The organism is Flavobacterium crocinum, from assembly GCF_003122385.1.
In the GTDB taxonomy this organism is placed as follows: domain Bacteria; phylum Bacteroidota; class Bacteroidia; order Flavobacteriales; family Flavobacteriaceae; genus Flavobacterium; species Flavobacterium crocinum.
This window is the reverse complement of record NZ_CP029255.1, coordinates 3,802,638-3,829,518: the sequence shown is the minus strand read 5'-3', so window position 1 is coordinate 3,829,518 and position 26,881 is coordinate 3,802,638. Positions and strand designations below refer to the sequence as shown.

Annotated in this window: 20 protein-coding genes; 1 reads left to right on the top strand and 19 read right to left on the bottom strand. The window is 34.7% G+C overall.

Going from position 1 to position 26,881, the window contains the following annotated elements:
- Positions 1–57: 57 nt before the first annotated feature.
- From HYN56_RS16970 to HYN56_RS16910, 12 genes are all read right to left on the bottom strand, one after another.
- Positions 58–1,674, bottom strand: coding sequence for a glycoside hydrolase family 32 protein (locus tag HYN56_RS16970; protein WP_109193265.1), 1,617 nt, complete (start codon positions 1,672–1,674; stop codon positions 58–60).
- Positions 1,637–2,995, bottom strand: coding sequence for a sugar porter family MFS transporter (locus tag HYN56_RS16965; RefSeq protein ID WP_109193264.1), 1,359 nt, complete (start codon positions 2,993–2,995; stop codon positions 1,637–1,639). Before HYN56_RS16965 ends, HYN56_RS16970 begins: the two co-directional genes overlap by 38 nt.
- 230 nt (positions 2,996–3,225) lie before the next feature.
- Positions 3,226–5,964 (bottom strand): substrate-binding domain-containing protein, encoded by a 2,739-nt coding sequence (locus HYN56_RS16960; RefSeq protein WP_109193263.1) that lies wholly within the window; start codon positions 5,962–5,964, stop codon positions 3,226–3,228.
- Positions 5,965–6,501: 537 nt separating this feature from the next.
- A complete protein-coding gene (locus HYN56_RS16955) occupies positions 6,502–7,839 on the bottom strand; it encodes a DUF1214 domain-containing protein (RefSeq protein WP_240622572.1) in 1,338 nt (445 codons plus the stop codon).
- 845 nt (positions 7,840–8,684) lie between these two features.
- Entirely contained in the window at positions 8,685–9,839 is a 1,155-nt protein-coding gene (locus HYN56_RS16945; RefSeq protein ID WP_109193260.1) for a cation:proton antiporter, read from the bottom strand.
- Between the two features lie 69 nt (positions 9,840–9,908).
- Positions 9,909–10,361, bottom strand: coding sequence for an Hsp20/alpha crystallin family protein (locus HYN56_RS16940; protein WP_109193259.1), 453 nt, complete (start codon positions 10,359–10,361; stop codon positions 9,909–9,911).
- A 205-nt stretch (positions 10,362–10,566) separates the two neighbouring features.
- Positions 10,567–11,235, bottom strand: coding sequence for a carbonic anhydrase family protein (locus HYN56_RS16935; RefSeq protein ID WP_394336282.1), 669 nt, complete (start codon positions 11,233–11,235; stop codon positions 10,567–10,569).
- A 412-nt stretch (positions 11,236–11,647) separates the two neighbouring features.
- Entirely contained in the window at positions 11,648–12,223 is a 576-nt protein-coding gene (locus HYN56_RS16930) for a DUF4833 domain-containing protein (RefSeq protein ID WP_109193257.1), read from the bottom strand.
- A 23-nt stretch (positions 12,224–12,246) separates the two neighbouring features.
- Complete coding sequence (locus HYN56_RS16925; protein WP_109193256.1) at positions 12,247–12,672, bottom strand: GtrA family protein; 426 nt, start codon at positions 12,670–12,672, stop codon at positions 12,247–12,249.
- A 1-nt stretch (position 12,673) separates the two neighbouring features.
- Entirely contained in the window at positions 12,674–13,360 is a 687-nt protein-coding gene (locus HYN56_RS16920; RefSeq protein WP_109193255.1) for a CDP-alcohol phosphatidyltransferase family protein, read from the bottom strand.
- A gap of 154 nt (positions 13,361–13,514) precedes the next feature.
- Positions 13,515–14,321 (bottom strand): phytanoyl-CoA dioxygenase family protein, encoded by an 807-nt coding sequence (locus tag HYN56_RS16915; protein ID WP_109193254.1) that lies wholly within the window; start codon positions 14,319–14,321, stop codon positions 13,515–13,517.
- 227 nt (positions 14,322–14,548) lie between these two features.
- Positions 14,549–15,337 (bottom strand): SDR family NAD(P)-dependent oxidoreductase, encoded by a 789-nt coding sequence (locus HYN56_RS16910; RefSeq protein ID WP_109193253.1) that lies wholly within the window; start codon positions 15,335–15,337, stop codon positions 14,549–14,551.
- A 103-nt stretch (positions 15,338–15,440) separates the two neighbouring features.
- Here HYN56_RS16910 and HYN56_RS25315 point away from each other — a divergent pair, with 103 nt between their 5' ends.
- Positions 15,441–15,527, top strand: coding sequence for an IS3 family transposase (locus tag HYN56_RS25315; protein WP_109194848.1), 87 nt, complete (start codon positions 15,441–15,443; stop codon positions 15,525–15,527).
- Between the two features lie 61 nt (positions 15,528–15,588).
- On the opposite strand, the gene HYN56_RS16900 is transcribed toward HYN56_RS25315, so the two are convergent.
- The 7 genes from HYN56_RS16900 to HYN56_RS16870 form a co-directional block, all read right to left on the bottom strand.
- On the bottom strand, positions 15,589–17,256 hold the full coding sequence (locus HYN56_RS16900; protein ID WP_167398328.1) for a S1C family serine protease: 1,668 nt from the start codon (positions 17,254–17,256) through the stop codon (positions 15,589–15,591).
- Positions 17,246–18,433, bottom strand: a complete 1,188-nt coding sequence (locus tag HYN56_RS16895; RefSeq protein WP_109193251.1) for a TlpA family protein disulfide reductase — start codon at positions 18,431–18,433, stop codon at positions 17,246–17,248. The genes HYN56_RS16900 and HYN56_RS16895 overlap by 11 nt, the downstream gene beginning before the upstream one ends.
- 6 nt (positions 18,434–18,439) lie before the next feature.
- Complete coding sequence (locus tag HYN56_RS16890) at positions 18,440–19,594, bottom strand: peroxiredoxin family protein (RefSeq protein ID WP_109193250.1); 1,155 nt, start codon at positions 19,592–19,594, stop codon at positions 18,440–18,442.
- Positions 19,595–19,675: 81 nt separating this feature from the next.
- Entirely contained in the window at positions 19,676–21,241 is a 1,566-nt protein-coding gene (locus HYN56_RS16885; RefSeq protein ID WP_109193249.1) for a PKD-like family lipoprotein, read from the bottom strand.
- 32 nt (positions 21,242–21,273) lie between these two features.
- A complete protein-coding gene (locus HYN56_RS16880) occupies positions 21,274–21,906 on the bottom strand; it encodes a DUF4843 domain-containing protein (protein WP_167398327.1) in 633 nt (210 codons plus the stop codon).
- 145 nt (positions 21,907–22,051) lie between these two features.
- Complete coding sequence (locus HYN56_RS16875) at positions 22,052–23,437, bottom strand: RagB/SusD family nutrient uptake outer membrane protein (protein WP_205727624.1); 1,386 nt, start codon at positions 23,435–23,437, stop codon at positions 22,052–22,054.
- A gap of 87 nt (positions 23,438–23,524) precedes the next feature.
- Positions 23,525–26,797: a SusC/RagA family TonB-linked outer membrane protein gene (locus tag HYN56_RS16870; RefSeq protein ID WP_205727623.1), complete on the bottom strand. Its 3,273-nt coding sequence runs from the start codon at positions 26,795–26,797 to the stop codon at positions 23,525–23,527.
- Positions 26,798–26,881 lie beyond the last annotated feature (84 nt).

Genomic DNA, 26,881 nt, shown 5'->3' with positions numbered 1-26,881 from the left:
TTTCAAGCTTTAGCAGTCATTTCTTCACTAAAGAAAAAGTGCTTTTGCTATTCTTTTTTAATGACTTTTAGAAAAATTTAGTTCTTGAATTTTAAAATTGTTTATCTCTATTTTTTCTTTCGAAGAAATAGATAAAGCTGAGAATGGTTTATTTAGAAAAAAGATTTCCGTCATCACTTTTTCGCCATTATTGTAGAATATTTCAATTGAGGTTTTATCCAGAATAATTTTAAAAGCGGCACTTTTTTGGCTTCCTTCCAAAAATGCTTTGCTTACTGGTAAAGCAAACTTATCTGAGAAATCAATTTTACCGGCTTTAGAACGATCAACAAACAAATAATTTTCTTTGTTGTTTAAACCGAAACTTAAAGATTCTCCATTTGTATTTGAAAGTGTAAAAGTGTAATCTTCCTGTTTTAAGTTTTTTAAATCTAAACTTAAAATTGCCTGAGTAAGGTCAATTTTACCATTTTCTATTAAACTTAAAGTTCCCTTACCGTTTGCACTTTTTGTTTTAATGGTTTTAGAAACATAATTATTAATTTCTTTCACCGGAGTGCTAACCAAATTATAATGGTTTCCTTTTTTTACCAATTTCAATTCGCGCGGAATCGTCGTACTGCTTCTCCATGTTGTTGTTGGAACCTGCTGTGCATAATCCCAGTTTGACATCCATCCGATAAACAGTCTTCTTCCGTCTGAAGTTGGAACATTATTCCACGTTACTCCGGCATAATTATCTTTTCCATAATCTGCCCAGACTGCTTTTTCATTATTTACTCTTTCAGCAAAAGTAGTGTCCATTGTAAAAGTTTTGCCATCAAAATCCCCAACAAAATATTGAACTCCGGAACCTCCGTTTGGTCCGCCCGGATTAAGATTTACGATTAAAACCCATTTGGTTTCTTTTGTACCTTCTACTTTTATTTCGAAGAAATCAGGACATTCCCAAACACCTCCATGAGCACCAATATTTTTTCCAAATTCAGATGCAAATTCCCAGTTTTTTAGATTCGCTGATTTGTAAAAATGAATTCGATCCTGAGCTGCCAAAGCCATAATCCATTGCTTATGAGTTTCATCCCAAGATACTTTTGGATCTCTAAAATCTCTAATTCCAGGGTTTTTCACGACAGGATTTCCTTCCTCAAATTTCTGCCATGTAAAACCGTTATCATTAGAAAAAGCAATATCCTGCTGTTCCACATCAATTTTGCCTGCTTTTTCCTTTGTCATATCATGCAAAGTATAAATGGCAACAATCGGAGCTGCTTTTCCAGTTCCTAATCCAGATGTGTTGTGGGTGTCGACAACGGCACTTCCTGAAAATATATATTTGTCTTTATCTGGGTAAAGCGCAATTGGCTGTTCTTCCCATTTAATTAAATCTTTAGAAATGGCATGTCCCCAATGCATTGGTCCCCATGTATTTCCATCAGGATAATGCTGGTAAAACAAATGATAATATCCATTGGCGAAAAACATTCCGTTAGGATCGTTCATCCAACCTTTTTTTGGCGTAAAATGAAAATTTGGGCGATACATTTGTTCTTCCGCGGTGTTCGATACAGTTACGGCAGAAGTTTGTGCAGTTGCAGAAGACGGTTTTAATCCTACTATCGACAGTAAGGCAGCACTATAAAGAGCTAACGGCAGATGTTTCTTTGATTTCATTTTTGTGGTTATTTTTTTTAGTTAGTGTTTCGCTTAAAGCTTCTAAAGAGATTCCTTTTGTTTCCGGCATCAGAAAAATTACAAACAACAGCTGCAGTACCATCATCAATGTAAAAATAAGGAATACAACTTCGGGTCCGATTTCTGAAAACAACATCGGAATTAAAGACGGAATAATCGCTGCCAAAACCCAATGTACTGAACTTCCAAATGCTTGTCCAGATGCGCGAATATGATTTGGAAAAATTTCTGAAATAAAAACCCAAATTACCGCGCCCTGACCAATTGCATGTGAAGCAATGAAAAGGAAAAGGAAAATAGGAACTGATAAACCTCCCCAATTGTAATAGAAAGAAGCCGATACTAGTCCGAGTGAAATAATATATCCAACAGAACCAATGTACATTAACAACTTTCTTCCTAATTTGTCAATTAATGCCACACCAATTAAGGTGAAAATAAGATTTGTAACTCCAATTCCGATACTGCTTAATAAGGCTGTATTTTGTCCTAAGCCGGCTTCTTCAAAAATTCTTGGCGCATAATAAAGAAATGCATTAATTCCTGAAAACTGATTGAAAAAGGCAATTAAGAAAGCCAGAATCAAAGGAAAGCGGTATTTCTTCATGAAAATATTTTCATGTTTCGTAACACCGTTTTCACGGGAATCGTCCATCAAGTCTGAAATATTTGCAGACGGATCAATGTTATATAGAACCCTACGAGCTTCTTCGTCACGATTTTTAGACAAAAGCCATCTCGGACTTTCTGGAATTGTCAAAATAAAAAGAATATAGATAAGAGAAGGAATTGCCTGAACCCCAATCATCCATCTCCAGGCATTTTCTCCAATATCTTTTAAAAAGTAATTAGAGATAAAAGCAATTAAAATACCTAATACAATATTAAACTGATACAAAGCAACCAATCTTCCTCTTTTGTCTGCCGGAGCAATTTCTGATACATAAGCCGGAGCAGCAATAGTAGAAGCACCAACTCCTAAACCTCCAATAAATCTAAAGGCAGCAAAAACAAACGGATCATTAGCGAAAGCGGCACCAATTGCTGAAGCGAAATATAAAATCCCAATCCAGAACAACGTTTTTTTACGTCCTATTTTATTTGTTGGGATTCCTCCAAAGATTGCACCAACTACAGTTCCCCATAATGCCATTGCCATAACAACTGAACCATGAAAGGCATCTGACGAGTGCCACAGAAGCTGTAATTGTTTATCAGCTCCAGAAATAACTACGGTATCAAAACCGAAAAGAAAACCTGCCAGTGCAGCAGTAACAGACCAAATCAATATCTTATTCATTGTACATGTATTAAAAACTTGTTGCTAAGATATCTGCAAAAAAAACAACTTATTTTTAATGATGTTACAATTTATTTCTATAAATATTGATAGTTTAGCACTTTAAACTCAAAGCCTTTATTTACAAGGTTTTACACAAATTAAAAAACTTTTACGAAAACCTTGTAGTTTCGATTTTGTTACATAACCTTCAAAATTGATACTTTAAAAGAAACAATTTCAAAGACAAATTAGCTGGTCGTTTTATATTCTTTAGGAGAAATTCCAAATTTATTCTTAAAAGCTGTAGAAAAATAGTTTGGAGAAGAGAAACCTAACGAGTAGGCAATTTCAGAAATATTCATGTCATTTGACTTCAAAAGCTCTGCTGCTTTCTCTAATTTGACATTATTAATATGATCGCTAATATTAATTCCGATAATTGCTTTCACTTTTCTATACAGCTGAACTCTCGAAACACCCAATTTATCCGCCAAATCTTCAACCGAAAACTTTGGATTCTCAACATTCTTTTTAATAATGTCATTCATTTTGGTAATAAAGGACTGTTCCTGATTTCCAAACTTAGATTCAGGTTCAACTCTGTAAATATTATTGGTGTAATAATAGCGTAGTTTTTCTCTATTGAAAAGCAAACTCGATAGAGATTGTTTTAGAATTGAAAGGCTAAAAGGTTTTGTCAAATATTGATCTACTCCACTCTGCAAGCCTTTTAAAACAGATTCTTTGTTACTTTGCGCCGTTAGAATTATAATAGGAATATGTGAGGAACGAAGGTCTTTCTTTAGTTCTTTGCTAATTTCGTAACCATCTTTATCAACTAAATTAATATCGCAAATAATAATGTCCGGAATAATTTCCAATGCTTTTTCAATGGCATCGCTTCCGTCAGAATTGTAAACTACATATTCATTGGAAAGTTTTGCTTTTAGAAAATTAACCAAATCTACATTGTCTTCAATAATTAGCAGCGAATGTTTTTCAGAATCTGAAATCGTATTTGATTCTTTTAAATCGGGTTCTATGTTTAAATTATCGGTAATTAAATTCGGAATACTGGTCAGGCTTTCGACTTTCTGAATAATTTCACTAGGCTGCAAATGACTGTTTCCTTTTAATAAAGTAATTACAAATTCGCTCCCTTGTTTAGATTTCAGTTCAATAGTTCCCTGATGCAAAAGCACAAACTCTTTAGACAAATGCAAACCAATTCCTGAACTATTTTTATTATTATTTGAAGCCCTGAAAAATGGATCAAAAACATTTGAAAGCTCATCGTCAGGAATTCCAATTCCGGAATCTTTAAAATGTATCTTTACCGTATTATCCTGATTTTCGACAATTGAAATACTAATTTTACCATTATCCGGCGTAAATTTAAACGCATTTGACAATAAATTAAAATACACTTTATCCATTAAACCGCGATCAATAAACAGTTCCATATTTTTGTTTTTACAGCTTAACTGAAAATCAATATTTCTGCGCGCAGCTTCACCTTTGAAATTAATCATGACTTCATTCGTAAAATCGTAAATCTTAGTATTGGAAGCTCTTAAAGTAAATTTTTGCTCTTCGATTTTTCTGAAATCTAACAATTGATTAATTAATCGCAATAAGCGGTTAGAATTTTTATGGATTAATTTAACTTCGTCAATCAATGCAGTTCCTTTAATTTTATCATTTTCTATTAAAGATTCCACATAACTCATTATTAAAGTGATAGGAGTTTTAAATTCATGCGAAAGTCCGGTGAAGAAATTCAGTTTTGCTTCGTTGCTTTTAGCTGCAATCTGAGCCATTTCCTGAATTTCATTGTTTTGGTCAATTACCGTTTGATTAATTCTTTCTAATTGTTTTTTCTTTTTTGAAATCGAAATTGTAGAATAAATACTGTAAATCGTTAAGCTCAAAATAATTACAAGAAAAAAGCTAAGCAATCTTACCAAATTATTCTGCGAAGCATATTCTCTTTCCTGAACTTTAATAGCACCTTGCTGTGATTCGATTACCAATTGCTGTTGATCGACTTTATCCATTTGGTTTTCGATAATTTCAGCATTGTTTTTATCAATAACAATCGTATTTAAGATATTGTTTCTGGAAATCGATTCTTTGTTGTACATTTTCAATGCCAGTTTTAGAGCCTCGTTTCCTCCGGTTGGGTATAAAATCGTTCCATCAAGAACGCCACTTTTTACCAACTCAATACCACCATTTACGGAGTTTAAGGCATCCACACCAATAAACTTTATTTTCTTTTCAAGTCCCAGGGTTTTAGCAGTTTCCCAGGCGCTTAAAGCCATTCTGTCGTTATGAGCGAAGATATATTCAACATTTGGATTTTGCAGAAGAATGGCCTTTAAAGGCGCTTTAACTGATTCTTTTTCCCAATCGCCCTGAATGGTATTTACAATTTTAAAACGCTTATTCTCGTTGATAATCTGATTGAAACCAAGCGTTCTTTCGTAAGCCGGAGATGATCCGCTGGCGCCTGTAATTTCTATAATATTGCCAGAAGCTTTACTGTGCGAGATAATGTAGCGACCGGCGATTCGTCCAATTTCAATATTATCTGCTCCGAGATAAGCTGTGTAACTTTCTCCTTCAATTTTTCGATCGACAACAAGAACAGGAATTCCTGCTTTTATTGATTTTTCGACAACTGCCGTTAAAGGTTTGGACTGAATTGGCGATACAATAATAACATCCACTTTATTAGAAATAAAACGCTCGATATCTTCGATTTGTTTATCGACATTATTATTGGCGTCTTTGATTGTCAAATCGACTTCAGGTCGCAAAGAAGCTTCAATTTTTATTGAACTGTTCATTTGCTTGCGCCAATCGTCCGTCGTCATCGCCTGTGAGAAACCAACTCTAATTTTGTCTCCCTGTTTTTGTTTACAGGATATTAAACTTAAAGATGCCAAAATGAGCATCAAAATATATTTTACAAATTGATACATGAAATTTTGAGTTTTGTAAATAAAAAATAAGCATTTAAAATGCATTCTTTAATCGCGTTTGTCTAAATAATTAGGAAGGATTATTTTTTAAATGACAAACAGGAAAAGGTGTATAGTTTAAAAAGTAAAATTAAACTTTTATTTCACGTACACAAATGAGCAAACAATATATCTGATACGAAATAATAAAAATACTAATATTCATTTAATCAATTTAGAAATCAAATAGATTTTCCCATGAATCCCGACGGGACATCTAAACCAAATTTACAAAGCCAATGGAAGACAGACATTACATATAAAAAGCCAATTTCTTCAAATCATCCAAAAATGATGTTGTAATTTGTCCTGTCCCCGTCACAAAGCCAAAAGGCGTCAATTGAAGACAATTGGCGCCTTTTTTCCATTTACCATATTAACATAGACTAGCTTTGAATCATTGTTGATTCCTAAGAAAATAAAGTAGAACTAGTGAGTTTAATTTCTTTTATATTTTTCTACTCTTATTAACTTAGCCTCGAGATCATATAATTATAGTTAATTAATTTTTGACGTTTGTTGCTTTAGTAAATCCGGCGGAGAATAACTGCCATCGATTATATCCTGCGATGGTCCATAATATCTAAAAGTTAGGTTGTATTTTTTACCCTCAGGCGTCGGTATCCAGTTGGATTCCGGCAAATTTTGAGGTTTTTTAGGGCTATAAATAATAGTCAGTGAACCGTCATTATTGAATTTTAATGGTGATTGATTATTTAAAAGATATCTTTTCAGAGGATTTGGAATCACCTTAAACTCTTTTCCGTCAACACAGATCACAGACCAGAAATATTTTACTTTGGACTGAGGCAGCTCATTTTTAGCGAAAGTCTGAGTGTAGACTGCACTTCCATCATTTCCTGTTCTGATAAAGTAAATGGCTTCTCGTAAATTATTAGCCCAGATTCCTCCCAGATTAACCACGGTTCGGGTTTTAAAGTTTGATCCATAATTTCCTATTCCAACAGGATGCGACCATCCATTTTGTTTTTCTCCGGGCGTTTTAATTAATTCAGCAAGCTCCTTTAATGACTTCTGTTTAATTATCTGATCCACTCTGGTTCTAGCTTCACTTCCTGATTTTACCAATTTTTCTACCTCCTTAACTTTAGCTCGTACATTTTCCATTCCTTTGTTAATATCTGGCTCGCTGTTTAAAATTCCACTGGCGTCATCAAATAGTTCTGCTCCCGGCAATTTATCATTTGTAAAGTGAGCTAACTTATAAAATGGCCTTATCTGTGGTTTACCGCTTTCAATTACTTTAAACTGCTTTTCAAGAATTACCGCCTCCTGAACATTTTTACCTAGTTCCAAACGCGCCAAAACCCGCGATGTTTTCACGGGAAGATCAACTCGAAGTGCATCACCCGGTATTTTTGGATTACTGCCTTTCAAGCATAAAGCATATTTACCGTAAGGTTTTTGAGGAAAGGTTCTCTCGTTAATATTAAGTATGGTTTCTCCCCATCCATTTAGCATATGCCAGGTGTAATAACGTCCCTCAATTTTAGGAATTTCCAATATAACATAATTATTCTCATCAACCGCTATCCAGGCTTCCATATAGACTACGTCCAAATTTGGATTCGCCCAGTTAACTCCACCCGGTGCGCGATACTGAATTTTATTCCATTGAAAACCTTCTTTTTCAAAATCAAGACGCTGTTGTCTAAGTACAAATGCTCTCCCAAGCAGATACAAATAGGCATCTGAAATATCATTATCTGATAATGCTTCAGCTTTAGATACATTCTTATTATCAATTACTTTTTGTTCTTTTTTACAAGACAGTAATAATAAAAACATAGAGAGGTATAGAAATGATTTTTTCATAAAAATATTTTAAATAGTTAAATATCAAAATCGTTATTTAAAATTATTTATAAAAGTTCACTTACCCTTACAAATTGAAAAAAAATACGTTTCATCTTATAAAATGAAACAAAATATTTGACCATTCTAATTTTTCTGGCAAAATCGTACCATGCAAATATTGGAGTAGCTTCTGATTTTACCACAAAAAAGCTAAGGCGGTTTTACTAAAAATAGGATAATATTTTATTTTTTTGATGCTACATTTTCCACAAATCCGTAACTGGACATCCAAACCAAATTTATAAAGCCAATGAAAGACAGACACTAAATATAATACGCCAATCTCTTCAAAGCTTCCATAAATTTTGTTGAAATTCATCACAGCCAAAAGGCGCCAATTGAAGGCAATTGGCGCCTTTTTTATTATAACCTTCTGTTTTTTTATTAATCTAAAAAGCCGCCGCAGGCTATGTTCTATTGCATCAGTATAAAAAGGTGATTGGTTATTGATTAGAAGTACAACAATTGGTTTTGAATTGCAGTTCTCCAAGACAAAAAGGGCACCTGAGCAGCCCTAGCCTGACTGCTTCACCAGTTCGCTTCGCTCGTGTGCAGTGAAATCATTTTTCGCCGGCGTTAGGCACAAAAGATCGCAACGTATAGCGGGAAAAGCTCCTAAAAAACAAACACTGTCAATCATAGTATAAATTATGATGCTAATAGGATTTCATATTATCTTAGACAGGCCGTTCACAATCAATTCATCACTGACATATTTTTTCTTTGGGCCTTATAAAAAAAACAATTCTCGGAAAAAGAAATTACAGTCCTGCAGGGTCAAAAGAAAAAACAACCTTTCCTTTCTATTTTAGCCTGTAAATTAGCTGCTGAATAATCATAAGCCAGATTGTAGTCAGCATCATAGTTGAAGTAATTACAGCCAATGTTATTTGATACGTATAATTTTCTACTAATTTTAAAGAAGCTGCCATGGTCATTAAAATAAAACTGAATTCCCCTATCTGCGATAAGAGTGCCCCTGCATATAAACTGTCTCGCCAGGAGTTCTTAGTCAGTTTAAAAAGAATGGTATTGATCAGGCTGCTTATAAAGAGTACTGAAAATGAAATCAATATAATTGTACCTGCATTTTGAATAAAAAAATTAATATCTAACTGTAGTCCTACAGCTAAGAAAAAGAAAGCCATAAAAAATACCCTAAAAGGAATAAGGGAACTGCCCAGCCAGTGCGTTGCCTTATCATGCCCGATCAATATTCCTGAAGCAAAAGCACCAAAAGCAGTAGACAAGCCAAACCATCCGCTGATCCAGGCCATTGTGAAACAAATACTAAAGCCGATAAAAACCTGCAGTTCATGGTCAGCAGTAATCTCTTTCTGCATCGGAATTTTAAAAAGTTTTTTAGTCAGAGCCCCTTTCAAAAAAAGAATCATTAATACACCTCCTGCGCATACTTTTATCAATTGGACTAATGATACAGCGGCACCTGACATAAAATTCAATACCAGTATCATAGGTATAACCAATATATCCTGTATTAATAATACACCGCAGGTAATCATGCCGAGCTGACTTTTAATTTCGCCTGTTCTGGTCAGATACTGAAATACAATTGCCGAACTACTGATGCTGATTGTAAAAGCAGTCAGTACAATTGTTGTAATTTCCCATCCTGCATATGATCCTACAAAATACATGCAGATAAAACTAAGCAAAATCTGAACAACTGAAATCATCAGCGGCTTGTAAAAATTACGCGTGAGGTATTGAAGGTCAATCTCGCTTCCTATAGAAAACATCATAATAATGATACCTATCTCACCAAGTTCTGATATCACATCAGGTTTGTGAATAATATTAAATACCTGAGGACCTAAAAGTACACCGGCCGCTATGTAAGCGATAAAGTAAGGCTGCTTTAAACGTCGAAGCAATAAAATCAACAATAAGACAATAAGGGAAAGCACAGCTATCCCCGAGAATAATTGTGACAGCATATTTTTAAATTATTATCAAGAAAGCTGCCTTTATGGGGGCAGCTTTCAATAAAAAATTGATAAAAATTTTTAAGAAATCTCTATCATCCTTGGTGACTTTTGTCTGGCCTGTTCCAGTTTTGGAATCGACAGCAGTAAAATTCCATTTTCGTAACGGGCACGAATTCTATCTTCGTCCACTACATTTTTAGGCAGTATAAAACTTCTCTGGAAAGATTGATAACTGAACTCTCTGCGGGTGTAATTTTCTTCCTCTTGATTTACATGTTCCTGTTTAGACGAAGAAATAAGCAGCTGTCCATTATCAAGGGTAACCTTGAAGTCATCCTTGCTCATACCGGGAGCGGCAACCTCCACTTCATAATTTTCGTCAGTTTCCTTAATATTCACTGAAGGCAGTGTGGTGCTTGTGGTTGAAAAATTGTTGTTTTCCCAATTGAAAAGATCGCGGCCAAAAACATCATCAAAAAACAAACGTTGGAAAGCCGGCATATGGCCTCCATTTCTTTTAATAAGATTCATAACAGTAATTTTTAAAATTGTTATACAATAAATTTTTGAACTTGCACAAAGGTGTGCACCAAGAAAAAAACAAATAATATGCCAGGGGCTAATTCTGACATTTTTTCATTATTCACTATGAAAAAATGTCATTTTAATCTACGATGAATGCCCTTTTTTCGCACTGCTTATTTTCAGTATTGAGAGAATCTGCTGTCCTTACTTTTTACGATCCGAATTTAATAGTTTCAGGAAAAAATGTCACTTCACCTGTAGTAATGTCGTGTGATCCTCCAACAATTCCAATTTCTCCGTTTTCAATCATTTCTTTCAATATCGGACTGCGCTGCATTATCGATGAAACGGTACGTTTAACATTAATGACAGACACATTCTCTACAAAAGCAGCATTGCCTGAATTGCGGTTTTCTTTGGTCTGGGTTTCATCATCAACTGCCAGTCTTATTTTGGTCAGCAGCGCTGTGAGGTTACCCATTTCAACATGGTCACAGGCACCTTTTACAGCTCCGCATTTTGTATGGCCTAATACTACAATTATTTTTGAACCTGCCACTTTACAGCCAAACTCCATGCTGCCTAAAATGTCCTCATTGATAATGTTTCCGGCAATACGCACACTGAAAATATCGCCAAGTCCCTGGTCGAAAATTAATTCGGCAGAAGTTCGGCTGTCTATACAGCTCAGAATTACAGCGAAAGGATGCTGTCCGTCTGAAGTTTCATTGGCCTGCTGCAGAAGATTACGGTTTATTTTCAGGTTGCTTACAAATCTCTGGTTTCCTTCTTTTAAAAGCTCTAAAGCCTTGGAAGGAGTTATTGCGGCCTGCATTTCTTTGGTTAATGTTTTCATTTGTGATTGGTTTTGAAGGTTTATGATAAATAAAAATTTTCCGGCTCTTGCAATTTAGGTATTTCCAATTCTTTTAATAACTCTTTTATATTGATTTTAATTGTTCTTGCTATTGCTGTCATAGGAGTATCAGTAGGACGGTGAAGTTACCTCTAATTTTGCCACAAAAAGATAAGGCGGTTTTAATAAAAGAGGTTAGCGATTTGTTTTTTGAAGGCACATCTCCTTCAATCCCCAACAGGACATCTGAACCAAATTTACATAGCCAATGGAAGACAGACACTACATATAGAAAGCCAATTTCTTCAAATCATCCAAAAAAAATGTTGAAATTTGTCCCGTCGGGGTCGCAAAACTAAAATCCCACTTCTTACGAAATGGGATTTTTTTGTCTTAGTATTTTAAACTTAGATATAAAAGTCATTTAGCCAACTCATTACAACAACATTCTTTCAGTAATTGTTTTATTTGAGGCAGTATCAATTCCAGTAACCTCGGCATATTTTACATTTGGCAACCAAAAAGAACCGCCCTCAATACGTACAAATATTTTTTCTACCTGTATTTTTTTCTGATTTACATTTGCAAAAACATGATACTTTTGATCTGAATCTAGTTTTTTCAAGATTAAGGGTAACTTTTTATACGAAACAAACAAGAGCTCAAACTCCTCATTATTTAGGGTTTTACTTTCTATTCCGTAGGCAAATTTACGTTGCATATAATTAAACTCTTTTTTCTCTCCTTTCTCAGCATATCGAATCCAGTACGCTTTTATGGGATTGCTCTGATTTATTTTTCCATTTTCCTGATAGTTTACTGCATAAATGGCGGTATTTATATTTGGATCCCGCTGAATGTAAAACAGCATATGATCTATGTTTTTGGGTGTTGGAAAATTTAATGGTGAAGGATTTTTGGATTGTGCCAGCAGATTTCCAGAAATTATATTCAGTAGAATCGTTATAACGATAAGTGATTTTGTAAAATATTTAAATGATCTTTTATTCATGATAAAACATTTATAAACTAATTTTAATCGACTGGATCCTGCTTCTTGTTTGTTCTAAAAACCCAATATTTAATCAGCGGGTAATTAAATCCATAAGAAACAAAACTATCGGTGATTAATCTGCCGATTCTGTAATCGATTTGAAATACTTTTTGTAAAACAAGGGTGCCGAATGATTTTAAGGAAATGCTTCCCAATACAACCAATGCAAATTTAAAAAGCTGACTATTGACGCGGCTATTATAACTACATTGATTTTTAAACACCCAAAATCTATTGATGCTGAAATTGATAATTGCTCCAACGATTCCAGAGATTAGGATAGAAAAGCTGAAATGCAGTTTAAATACTTCTGTTAATAGAACCATTAGGACATAATCGGTTAGGCCGCCTAAAAATGCAGAAACTTGTGCCCGCAGGAAAGTGAAAACAGCTTCTTTCCTGAACATTTCAGTCTTGGTCTTTATCTTTTAAATCACCCAATTGTAAAAGTTTTATGCTGTCTATAATATTAATCACAAATAACAGAACAGTGATTAAGCCAGCCAAATAAGCAATGGATCCGTGCAATAAAACTTCTATGATTAAAATTAAAGCAATAATAAATCTAAGTTCAGTTGGGCCTACAAAACCAGAATCTATACTGTATTGGTTTGTAATTTTATAACGTAACTGACTAATGATTATAGACCAGCCATAGAATGAAACAAAAGCAAAGGCTACTAATTGTGTGTCATTTTCAGCATATATGTAGTAACCAAAGCCAATAAGTACAATACCAATCCAATCAGCAATAATATCGAGCGCAAAACCATACCAGCGACGCGGAATATTTCTATAATAAGCCAATCTTCCGTCTAAAGAATCGCCCAGCCAATTTATAGCCAACCCGATAATACCAAAAAGTAAATACCAATTTGCTACATAAGTTCCTAAAACAAAAGCTAAAAAAACGAACCCCGAACCAAGTGTACCAATTAAAGTGAGTAAGTTTGGCGAAATGAATTTAGGCACCTTTGGAAGCAAAAATACAATTGCTGACTGTTCCGATTTTTTTAAAATATTAGTTCGCTTACGGTCTGAAAATGTTCTTTGTGCGATTATATTATAATCTTCAGCCTTTGTTTTTTTTCCCATTATCAGCTCAATATTTGAATCCCAGATAGTATTGCCAATTCTAGTTTTGCAATTTTTACTTTTATTCTTCTCTGCGTATTTTTAAAAAAATCGGTGGTACTTTTTAGTTTACCTGATCTAACCAGATAACTAAATGCGATAATAATTAGCATAATTATTTAACAATACCTGCAAAACGTTGATAGAAAACCGTTGGACTGTTTTCATTTTTAGGGGCATACTTTCCTGCTATAATTGGGATATATATAACTCTTCTTCTACTTTCTTCACCACGAATAGATGATTCTGCAACTCTGTGCCACAAACGTCCATCGTGAATAGTTAAATCCCCAGCTTCCGGATTGATGGAAATTTCCTCTGAATCGGGCTTATTATCCAAAAAGTATTTTTTACGGAAAAGCATTTGATAAATACTTTGCTTGTGAGTACCCGGAATAATTTTAAGCCCGCCGTTTTCAGGTTTTAAAGTGCTTAAGTGAATACCCACATTTAGCATCGGATTCAATTTTGCACCATAAAAAATATCTCTCAAACCATCTGTATGCCAGCCCATTTTAGTAAACTTGCTTTCCGGTCCATTGATGTAATGATTAAAAACCATTCCGTCTTTTTCTTCCGTTCCTAATCTTGCGCCATCACCTGCCAATGGTAATAAACCATTAAATCTTGGATCAAGTAAAAGACCGCTTAAGGTTTGATGATGTTGATTGATAAAAGCAAAACGCTGTACAATAGCAGAGCCATCTAAATCTTTTCCGTATTTAATTGGAACACCGTTTATTTTTTGAAGATCGTTTTCAATCCAATGTTGCTCCACTTCTTTCGAGGCATCAATGATGGATGAAACAGTTTCCGGATTTATAAATTTTTTGAAATGGATAAAGCCATATTCGTTAAAAAAGGCAATTTGCTCATTAGTTAATTGCTCAGTAAGGGTAAAGGTTTTATAAGAAGATACCATGATAATATAGATTTAATAAATGAAATAATAGTGTTTGTAATTTTATCCGACAGCATGCAACAACAACAGCAACAAAACATTAGCATGTTTGCGTGCATTCGGCTTTCAGATAAATTAAACATATTTCTTTTATTTGACATACTCTATAGAATTAGTAGATATTTAGGCAAATGTAATATAATTTCTCATTTACAAAGAATATTTTTTTATTTTTTTTTCTAAAAAATTTAAATTTTATAAATCCCAGCTGCAGTTTTTTCGATAAATGCCTTTGGCAGTACACGATTGGCGTACACCGAAATGATATTGGTAAAACCCGGAATAACTTCTGATTTTTTGTTGAACATAGCTTTTACTGCAATCTTTGCAACTTCATCAGGCTGCATATTAAACTTTTCAGCCATTTTATTTAAAGCGCTTAAACCTGCTCTTGCAGCAAAACCCGTATCAACTGGCCCCGGACTAAAACAGGTTACTGAAATTGAAGTTTTTGCAAGTTCGAAACGCAAAGCACGCGTAAACGATAAAACAAAAGCCTTTGTAGCGGAGTAAATAGCCAGCGTAGGTACAGCCTGGTATGCGGCAGTACTCGCAATATTTAAAATGTAAGCTTGTTTTTCTTGTGAAAGTATAGGTACTAATAAATGCGAAAGTTCTACAACTACATTCATATTAAGCTGCATCATGCCAAGCTGATCACTTAGAGAAGACTCGCTAAAATCTCCCCACACACCATAACCTGCATTATTAATCAGAACTCCAACTGGATAATTACTGATTTTTATCCAATCGGTTACTTTTTGTGATGCGCCACTTGTAGACAGATCAATTGAAAAAATAAAAGCTTTGATGCCGTATTTAACTTCAAGTTCATCGGATAGCGCTTTTAATTCCTCTTCACTTCTTGCAACAAGTAATAGTGAATAACCCTGTTCAGCCAATTCATAAGCAATAGATTTTCCAATGCCTTTACTTGCGCCTGTTATTAAGGCATACGGTTTAGTTTTTTCGCTCATTTTATTAGTTTAATTATCAAATATAAAGATTAAATTGGAAACCGCTAGGTACAGTTAAAGTGTTTGATTTTAAAACTATTAACTCGTTAGCAAAAATAAATTTATTGCTTATTACAATTATGAAAGAACAAAACATAACCTAAAAAGGATGAGCTCAATACAATATCGAGCTCATCATTGCCAAATTTAATTATATACTCGTCTAAACCAATGGGGGAATATAGTGAGACAGCCGTTTTCTTTAAGGCAAATTAAATTTCAGTATTTAAAGAGGATTCCACAAAATTAAAAATCACCTCAGCGGGTATTGCCAGAGAACAAGTGCGACTGAACCGGGCTATATTAATTCCCATAAAAGTTCCGTCAATTTTAAAAACAGGTCCTCCACATTGATAAGGTTGCAACTTTGCATCATGGGCAAAAACAGATTCAAAATTATCAAATCGTTCACTTCTACCACCCTGAAATTTATTAGAAGGATGATCACTTAAAGGAAATTCTCCTAATACTACAGTATAATCAAACTCTTCTCCGTTTCTTAATCCCTTTATCGAAATAGTATCTCCAACCACATACTGCATTAATTCCCTACCATAATCTTCAGGTTTAATAACAGCAATTCCGTTAATAAATTTAACCTGATCCTGTACCTTGAGACCTGCTTTTGCTGCTGGACTATCTGGGCCTAAACTCGTAATAGTTATATTTCCTTTAATAAAATTGGCACCTGCACCAAAGTAACCTTTAGCAGGTTTGGTCTTAAATTCAAAGACTCTAGATCCTAATGAACTTAATTCATTTTTATTATCACTTAAAAAACTGACAAGGGTTGTTCCAGGATTTTCAAATGAGTCAACAACCTTAGTTTTGGAAATTTCTTCTTTATTTGTTTTATTAATTTTTAGCAACGCTAAATCATTCGAAATACTGGTGGCAAAAATTTTTGTATCGTGAAATTTACCGTCAATTTTAACTAAAACAGCGCTTGTGAGCAGACTGTTTTTGGTAACAATCCATGTAAATTTTCCTGTTTTATTCTCGGGTTTAATGAGAGTGCCAAAAGCTATTACTTTGGTCTTATCGGCCTTACTTACTATTTCAGCTATCCCTTTTACAGCTAAGTTATGAGGAATAACAATTAGATTATCATTATCTATAAGTTTATTATTTAAAGTATCAGGTGCAAACTGCAGTTTATCTGAAGGCAGTTCCGCATAATTGACCGGCTGTAGTAGATATTCCCAATATTCTCTAAAAAGGTTGACAGGCGATTCGTAATTAATATCTTCATCTACAGCTATACGACTGTGAATTGCAATTACTCTTCCCAAGTTATCAAAAAGCGGACCTCCAGAATCTCCAGGTTCCATTTTGCAGGTTGAAACCATGAATCCCCATGGATCCAGTACTGTTGCTATTTTGCCTACACGTATTGTTGGAATATCTTGATTGAGTGTTGTTGGATAAGCTATACTGACACACAAATTATTAGTACTCATGCTGTCAGACCAGCCCATTTCTGCAAAAGGATAAGCTCCCGGATCAATTATTTTAAGCATTCCTATATCCGGTCTCCCCTGCATCGATTTAATTCCCATTCTTCCCATAGCTTTAGCTTTCACCGTTTTTCCATCAGGAAAATGTACCCTGTAAAAATTACCCGGATGAATTGCATGAGCTGCAGTTAAAATAATTCCTTCCTTTGTCACCACGACACCCGAAAACTGCGGGCTGTTTTGTTTTAAGTTTAAACTATCAATACCCCACAGTTTTACAGCTGCAGGATATGACTGTTCTAAAACTTTTTTGACGATTTTGTTCTGATTTTCTGTATTCTGTGCTGTTAAAACGCTGTGGATTAACAGCAGCAATACAAATATTTTTTTCAGTAGAAAAAATGCTATTTTTTTACTTTTCACTTTCAATTGCTTTAGCTAACTGGTCTTTTAAGGATTCGCTGAAACCAGTAAATTTCTGAATTATTTTACCTTCTCTGTCAATTAAAAATAAGGTTGGTATACCCACAATCATAAATTCTTTTAGTGTCTTTTCTTTATCAGGACTTAACACTTGTGGCCAAGGCATATTTTCTTGTGCCATAGCTTTGCGCCATGCCTCTTCATTAGAATCTACGGAAACACTCAGCACGTCGAATCCTTTGTCTTTATATTTAGCGTAAAGCTCTTTTACTGCAGGAATAGCTTTTCTGCAGGGACCGCACCAGCTTGCCCAAAAGTCAATCAGAACATATTTACCTTTAAAAGACTCTATGTTAATTACATCTCCATTAGGAGAAGGATAGGCAAATGCAGGTATTTGACTTTTATTTTTTAATGAATTTCTAATATTTTTTTTGGTTTGGTACTCCTTATCCAGATATTTCAGATTTTCGGATTGCGGATATTTTTTAAGTGCCTGCTGTATGTTTGATTCAAAAAACGCACTATCGGCATCAGTAGGGTACAAACTCAGTAAATAAGCGATGGCCGGGCTATCGGAGTTAACTTCAATAAATTTTTCCAAACGAAGTCTGTTAAATTCTCCTGATTTTTTGATAAACCCGTCACTCTTTATGTATTTTCTCCAGGTTGAATCTTGCTGTGCCGTACGATTTGCCACAAGCCATTCATCATTCAATATTTTCATTTCTTCGGAAGCAAGATATTGATTGTAATCCGCCGCATTAATAATTCGAGTTGCTTTAGAACCACTTTGCAGCTCAACAAAACCAGAATTTTTCATTTTAAATTTAGACGTATCATAACCACGAGCCAAAACTTTTACATCTGCATCGGCCCAAAAAGATGCGGTCTGCCATTTTAAAATATCTAAGGAATATAACGTTTGTTTTTTATTCGTTTTTAGTTTGAAATCTCCCTGCTCATTTACTACTGCTGAATCGATAAGTTTTCTTTGATTCCCAATTCCTTCATACAACCAGATTTTATTGTATTTTTTAAAAATCTCCGGGTTTAGATTCTGAACATGTCCGTAAACAGCAATTGATTTCTCCGATTGTGCCTGTAAGACAGCTGATGCGAAAAAGAAAAGAATAAGACTTAGATAAAAGGAATATATTTTTTTTAATGGTATCATATCTATTTATTGTTTAAATATTTCTTTTAATGTTTGATCTAGTTCTTCGTGCCCGGCGCCTTTCCAACGTTTAACTAATCGTCCTTCTTTATCTAATAAAATTTGTGTAGGATATGCCTCTATACTATACATTTCAACAACATCCTGTTTTAGATTAATTTCGTTGTTAATAACATTTGTCCAGGTTAAGCCATCTTTTTCAATAGCTCCTTTCCAATTTTTTTCAGCTATAGTCTGACTTTGAACCTTTTCACTTGCAACACCTAAAATTTCAAAACCTAACGATTTGTATTTAGCATATAATTCTTTTAAATGAGGATTAGCGGCACGACACGGGCCACACCAGCTACCCCAAAAATCTAACAGTACATATTTTCCTTTAAAATCTGAAAGTTTAACCAGCTTTCCATTTACATCAGGTTTAGTAAAATCAGGCATCGCACCACCATCACTTATTATTTTATTGGCCTCGATCTTAGATTTTATACCCTGACCATATCTGGTATTTTTGTATGTTGGAGACAAGGCATTGAATGCCTGTTCCAACTCGTTTTCAGAATAACTTTTGGATGTTTGATTTAAGTAATAAATACTGGCAAGTAAATCGGGATTTTCTTTAATAAAAGCATTTTTACCATCTTCAATAGCCTTTCGGTTGGCCATCATCTTTTTTATATGTTTCTCGGTTTCTTCTTTAATACCCATCATACGTATTTCTGTGAATTGCTGTTGAAGCGCCATCATTTCTTTTATGTTTTTGGCTTGTAATTTTCTTAGTTTTGTAAAACCGTCATTATGGATATCGCCTGTTACTTCCGCCAGATGCAGTTCCTCTACATTACCATTGACAGTAATATTTGCTCCTTTACTAAGGACAATTTCTAAACCTGGAGCTGGCATATACATCCCTGTTTTACCTCCACCTAAATAGATGTTGCGATCGTAACTTGTTCTTAATTGAGTAACGATAGGCTCATCTGCTGCTTTACCGCTCAATTCAAATACATCATTTTTTGCTTGTACTTTAATATCTCCTTCAGGCCCGGGAACAATTATTTGCTCGTTGCCTTGTCCTTTAATTTTTCCTTTAATGGTAAAATCTTGTGCACTAACTGCAATTGCAGCAGAACACATTATCACTGAAATTATAAACTTTTTCATTTATTTAGTTTTATTGTTTTTTGTTATTAATTACTTATTATTTTATCCCGATACCTTTGTAGCATATCGGGATAAGATGGATTACCTGACAATAAATGGTTTCCATGCCATGGCTTTAATTTTACCAAACCCTGTGTATTTTTTTTCTGTACCAGTTATTATTGCCCCATTGGTTTCATTTACCCCCATTTGATAAACCGATCCTATTTTTGTGCTTTCATTATAAGTGGCTATGTATAAAATTTTACAAAAATTCTTAGGATCGTATATAACACCAGTAGCTCTATTCTGATTGTAATATTTTTGCAAAGAAATTGTAGTTATGCTTTCGCCTGCCGGAGGAGCCCAAAGTCTATCTGTAGTGCCAGGCGTGTATTTAAATTGATATAAATTATTAGGAGAACTATAGTAAAACACTTCGCCATATGCCCCTGCGGTAATAGCATTAACACTAGCTATTTCGGGGCACAAACTCATGTTATATTTACCTCGTCCAATTGTAGTGGTCTCTCCGCCAATAAAATTTGCGGTTAGTAAAAAATAACTGCCAACAGCATCTTTCATAAGAATATGTTCGAAATTGCTGAATCCTAAATCAGAATCGATTAATTCTAAACCGACATTATTGACATCAAATGCTGCCGTTGCAGCCTGTGCAGTTGCAATAGGAATAATTTCTGCGCCTCTGGAAACCACTTTTACAAACCTCTTATTGGTCTGGTCATATAAAATGGCATCAAAAGCAGCGCTCGTTGCAGTGGCCATCCAGGGTGCTAATTTTCCATAACTACCGGCTAAGGCATCATTAAACGCTCTGTCTCCAGGTGCAATAATGGTGTAATCAACCACGTGGAGCTGATTGTTATTTATTAGAAATTCCTTTCTGGCTATAGTTGCAGTAACAAATTCGGGAGTTTTTACCGCTGGAGGCGTCCAAAATAATTTATCATTAAAAACGGCAGTACTTCTAAATGTTGTGGGATCAACGCGAACGGCATCATTAGAACTTTGAATATACAAGGCATGAGCTCCTGTAAGGTTAGCAAGTGAATAAATCAGTGAGCCTGGTTTACCTGGTATTGGAGCTCCATTGGCATTTGCATATAAATCATAATATACTCGTTCATTAGTGGCGGTTTTAGAAATTTCATTATTAGTTATTAAACCAACATCTGTATTGCCGTCTTTTTCATAGAGCACCATCCAGCCTTCGGCTAAAGAAGGAGTGACAGCCACAGGAAATTTTGCAAATGTTTTTACTCCTGTATTTGTATTGGTTACTGTAAAAAGCACCTCCCAAACTAATTCATTGGCTGTAATCTCTTTATGAAGGTGCAAAGTAGTTGCTAAATCATGTCTTTCCTGAATATCTCTATTGATCTGAGCAGGATACATTTCCCAGCTGAAACTTAATTCCTTAAACTGAGGATTTTGAGGATTTACTTGTGTGCCCTTATAGATTACTTTAGGCTGCAACGTTAAGGTATCATAACGTAAAATAGAATAAGAGGTTTCCATTTCAGAAACATCAATAGTTACTTCATCTAACTTTTGATACTCATAATTCCCTTTATCATCATAGCAGGAAACCATTATAATCATTAGAAATAAGAAGCTTAACAACTTAAATATATTTGCTTTTCTCATTTTTACTTTTTTTAATTAGTCTTATCCAAAAATTATGGAAAAACAACTAATACATTATTTTCATCTCTCAAAGGCTGACTGTGCTCTTGATTGTACCTTATTAATTCGCTTTTGCAGCGATTTTGGTAATACTGGGCACGTGTATAACTAATTTCATTAGGAGAAACAGGCGTGCCTGTATAACGAACTTTGAATACAGGAGCTTCACCGATTATTGTTGTAATAAATTGAAATTTCACATCAGAGTAAACGCCAAAAAAGGTAGATAACCTGTAATAAGGAAGCGGGTCTACATCCCAATGAGCCGGTTTACTAAATTTGTCCCTGAAAACAATTTTTAAATCAGAACGTTCCGTAATTCCCTTTTTAAAGTTTTCATTTTCTTTAAGGCCAAAAACAATCTTAGCAGACTTATTTTTAAAATCAGAAGAGCGATAGATATAAACAGGAAAGACATCCTGATAGGTATTTGCTTTCAGTACATAGTCTTTTAACTTATAATGCACTCCTTCTACAATTGCAGTGGTATCTCCACCTATTGGCTTTAACCTGAAAGTTCTGTCTTGAGTACTAGAGAATCCAGTTAGTCTAACAGAAAACATTATACTGTCGACGCTGTTTAGTGATTTAAAAGCATAGTTGTACTCCAAACTATCTGGTTTCATAGTATTAGTGCCTAACCATAAGTTCAATCCACTGAAATCTTCAGGAAATAAAGATTTGGGTTCCTCTTCACATCCTATAAATAGCAAGGAGCAGATTAGTATTGCAAATGTTATATTTTTCATAGTGATGAAATGTGTTTTTTAATTATTGATTATCTACTCTGCCAGGTGCATTATTAAGCTCACTTACTGGAATTGGCAATTTGTAACCTTTAACAGCTATAATATCATTAATCGGCGAACGAGGAATACGGCTTGAGTTTAATCTTTTATGGAAAAAGAAGAGTTGTCCTTCGCCTACAACATCCTTTCTAAACTCTTGTAATAAAACAGTATCAAATACAGATCTGTCGATAGTCATTGCACTAAGCCCTCTATGTACGCGTACCTCATTAATCAATGTTGAAGCCTTTGTAATATCTGTATCTTTGAGAGCTTCCGCAGCAATAAAGTACATTTCAGACAATTTGATAATTGGCATTTTATTGCGATAAGCAGTCGGCCAGCTTGTACTTTCTAACTGTTCGTACTTTCTTAAAAAATAATTCCCTTCATTGTTTGCTCTGTACCAGTATAGATATCTGTAGTCGTCTGAGTTACTATCGTAATATTCGGTTCTGGTTGCAGGAAACATATAAAAAACATTACTTCCGCCTGTTGTGGTAAATGAGTTTTCGTAAATGGTATTCATACGAACTATATTTAAAGCAAACAAATGTTCTGTAGAAAATATAAGGTCTGCATTATTTGCATCTACCAGGCTGTTTTGAGTAATCCAAGGGAATTTCGCAGAATTTATTACCTCCATAGCATTCGATACTGCTTGAGCATGATCATGTTTGTAGAGATAAACTCTTGCCAGGAGTCCTTTGACTGCATAATAATTTAAATGCACCTGACGATTCATTAAATATCCATTATCATCTGCAATAGTAATTTGCCGGCCTGTTACTATAGGATCGTTTTTCAATAACTCTGCTGCTTGGTTCAAATCACTAATAACATTAGTAATTACGGCATCTACTGAAAGCTGCGTTGCAATTTCCTTACTCGCTTTTGTGAAATACGGAATAGACAATTTGTTTGGGTTTTCCTTATAGCTTGCCCCAAATACACGAAGAAGGTCAAAATGAATCCATGCTCTTAGTGCTAAAGCCTCTCCTTTTATAATGTCAAAATTATTATCTCTAAAGACTCCTTTTTTAGCATCAATTTCTTCTAATAATTTATTGTCATTGGCTATTGCATTATACATTTGATTCCAAATAGCATCAATTCTGTTTAAGGAAGTAGTGCTATTTTTATAATCATAGGTTTTATCAAAGTCATAAGAAATACTTTGAAAATCCCACTCAGCCCCCAAAACTCCAATTAAACCGAAGGTCATTTCTCTTCCATATAAGGGTTCGTAGGCCAAAGTCGTGTAAACGCCTGCCAATGCCTCTTTGAAGCCGCTTTCGGATGAAAATAAATTACTATCGCGAACTTGGGACTTGGGTTCAACATCGAGCCAGTCTGTACAAGAACTCAAAACTAACGATAGAGTTAAGACTATTATTTGGGGAAATATTTTATATACTTTCATGATTTAAAACTTTATACGTTAATATTGCATCTGTTAAAATGATGCCTGGACAGAAAAAGAAAACGTTCTTGCAAAAGGAAAATCTAATCCTCGTTCGGCTCTAATGGTTGACATTCTTGCTAAATCGTTGCCAAATAGTGTAACTCTTAATCTGCTCAACCTCGCTTTTTCTAAAAAGTTTTTATTTCTAAAATCATAAGAAATATTAACAGAATTTAACAGTAATTCATCAAGATCCTGAACAAATCGGGAGCTTGGGTTGGTTCGGGTTGGGGTACGGCCAATTGCTTTAAAAAAAGCATTATCCCCCGGGTTTTTCCATGTATCAGTAAATACACGTTCATCCACATTATATTGAATATCCACATTCTCTACCCTATCCACTAATGTTTGATTGTAATATTGGGCTCCTAGACGATACGAAAATGCACAGTTGATACCAAAACCTTTGTATTGTGCATTAAATCCAAAACTTCCTCGAACTTTAGGAGTAGATTCTCCTACAGCTACCTGATCATTTGGATCCCAGACATAAGTTAGCTCTCCATTCTTTTTTACAAAAATTTCACTTCCCGTAGCAGGATCAATTCCCATAGATCGAACGGCCCAAATAGCAGTAGTAGATTTTCCTTCCTGATATCTTACAAAGGGTTTTGTAGATGTGCCTCTATCTGCTTCTAATTCATCATTAACTGAGTTCAGTGCATCTGAAATTTTAACTAATTTGTTTTTATTAGATCCAACGTTTAAAAATAAATTAACAAAACTATTACTGGAAGGATTACTCCACACTTTATAGTTTAAAGTGGCATCGACACCATTATTTCTTATTTCGCCTAAATTTTCTGAAATAGTGCTAAACCCAACTGAGCCCGGCATGGCTACCTGTGTCAGCAGGTTGTTAGTGAGACTTATGTAATAATCAAATCGTAAAGATAATTTGCTCCATAACCCTAAATCCAGACCAAAGTTATAATCTTGCGTCTGCTGCCACTTCAACTGATCGTTTGCCAGACCTATTAATTTTGCTCCCACTATATTATCATAATAACTATCTGTAAAATAGTTGTAAGTAGCCATGGCCTGATAGGGATTAAAATTCTGGCTTCCAGTATATCCAGTAGATGTGCGTAATTTTAACTGCGTGATCCAATCTTGTTTGAAGAATTTTTCTTTATGGATATTCCATCCTAAACCAACCGACCAGAAGCTTCCCCATCGGTTATCGGCACCAAATATGCTGGATCCTTGCAAACGATAAGTAAGATCTGCCAAATAGCGGTCGTCGTATGAATAGTTTAATGCAGAAAGTAACCCCGTTTCCCGAGTAAGAGCATCAGAACCTGAAGGTCGCTCATCTTGAGCATATTGTCTTGCAAAATTGATATAATCCACTCTGTCATTTAAAAATCCTTGAGCATGCACGCCATGGCTTTCGCTTCCCACTTCATATAAATTCCATCCTGCATTTAGGTAAAAAAGGTGTTTATTGATCGTTTTGGAATAATTTAGCGTAAGATCTGTTTTAATAGAATGGCTTATACCATCGGTTATGGTATAATCCCCTCTTCTATAGAAATCTTCTTCCGAATATTCAGCATAGCGGGTATGATTGGCAGGATAAAAATCTTCTCTGGTTTCATGAATCTGCGTATAGCCGATACGACCAACAATTTTAAGTGCCTTGGAAACAGTCCACTCTGCTTGAAAATTATTGGTAATATCAATGTAATCACTAAAATTTTTAGTTCCTAACGTGGCATTAAATAATGGATTATAATAGTTTACAGGAGTTCCAGATCCGGAATTAAACTGCCCTAATAATTTTTTAATATTGCCATTATCATCATATGGTGTCCAATACGGATTTAATCTTGTGTATTCCGAAAATGAACCATAAGGAGAATCGTAGGCATGATTGCCGGTAACCGTCAGAATATTTCTAAAAATAAAATCACTGACACGATACGATAAAAATATATTGCCCGAAGTCGTTCTGCGCCCTGATTCTTTCATAACTCCCGGTATGGAGTTATATGTTAAATCTGCTCCGTAAGTAAAATTATCATCTCCTCCTTCTAAAGACAATGTACTTTTATGCCCCACAGCTGTTGTTAAGGGTTGAGAAAGCCAATAAGTGTTCACTCCCCTTGCCACCTCAGCATAGGTTCGATTATATTGCTCTTTGAGTAATTGTTCACTATAATAAAAATTAGAACTATACCTCCCGGCATTTAATTCTACCTGAAGTTTTTGGTCGGCATTGGTTAGATGATAACTGCTCAAATCCGGGGCGGTTACATTTAGATCACCCGTGTAGCTTACTCTCAGTTTCCCTTTTTGAGGTCTTTTAGTTTCAACTACAACAACTCCGTTTGCGGCTCTGGATCCATAAATAGCTTTTGCAGCGGCATCTTTAAGGATCGTTACAGCAGCTACCCTGTTCATATCCAGGTCGTAAATTTTCTGCAGAGTAGTCTCAAACCCATCCAAGATAAACAAAGGGGAATTGGGGTTATTTGCATATTCGCCACTTAAACCTGGTAAGCTGTTAGCTCCCCTGATCTGTACGTCCGGTAAAATATTCGGATTCGAACCTGCGGCTATATTATCTATTTGAACAAATGAAGGATCCAGTATTTTTAAACTTTGAATTAAGTTCTGATTTCCTATAGTTCTCAATTCTGCGGCAGTGAATGTAGATGCCGCGCCGGTAAAACTTTCCTTATTTCTGGTATAGATTCCAGTAGATACAATTTTTACTGCCTGAAGTTCTGTAACGTCTTCTTCTAAAACTACTTTAATCTGCCTACTATTACTAATTGGAACTTCTTTAGTTTTATAACCTATATATGAAAATTGAAGAATATCATTTTCAGCAACTTGTATAGTAAATTGTCCATTCAAGTCTGTAACTTCAGTATTTTTTGTCTTTTTTGAAGTTACACTTACTCCCGGTATAGCCAAACCCTTAACATCTGTTACAATACCAGATATCTGAATTTCTATTTGCTGATTAGAATTACGCGGAATTGCTACAAGAGAAGGTTTGATTACAATAGTGTTATTTCCAGCTAATGAAAACTCAAGCTTATTAGCTGTAACACACTTTTCAAGTAAATCTGAAATTTTAACTGTTCCCTTTTTTAAATTTACCTTGGGTGCATTTAAAAACAAATCTTGAGAATAGATAAAATTGTAATTGGTTTGCTGGATAATTAAGTCAAATATTTCATTAACACTAATTGTCACGTCTTTCTTTATCACAATTTTTTCATTCTGAGAAAAAGCTATTGTTGGCGACATACTAAAAGCAGTGAGGCAGCTAAATAACAATATGGTTCGAATCATAAAAATAAAATATCGATCCCGATAAGAGGGACGAAAAAT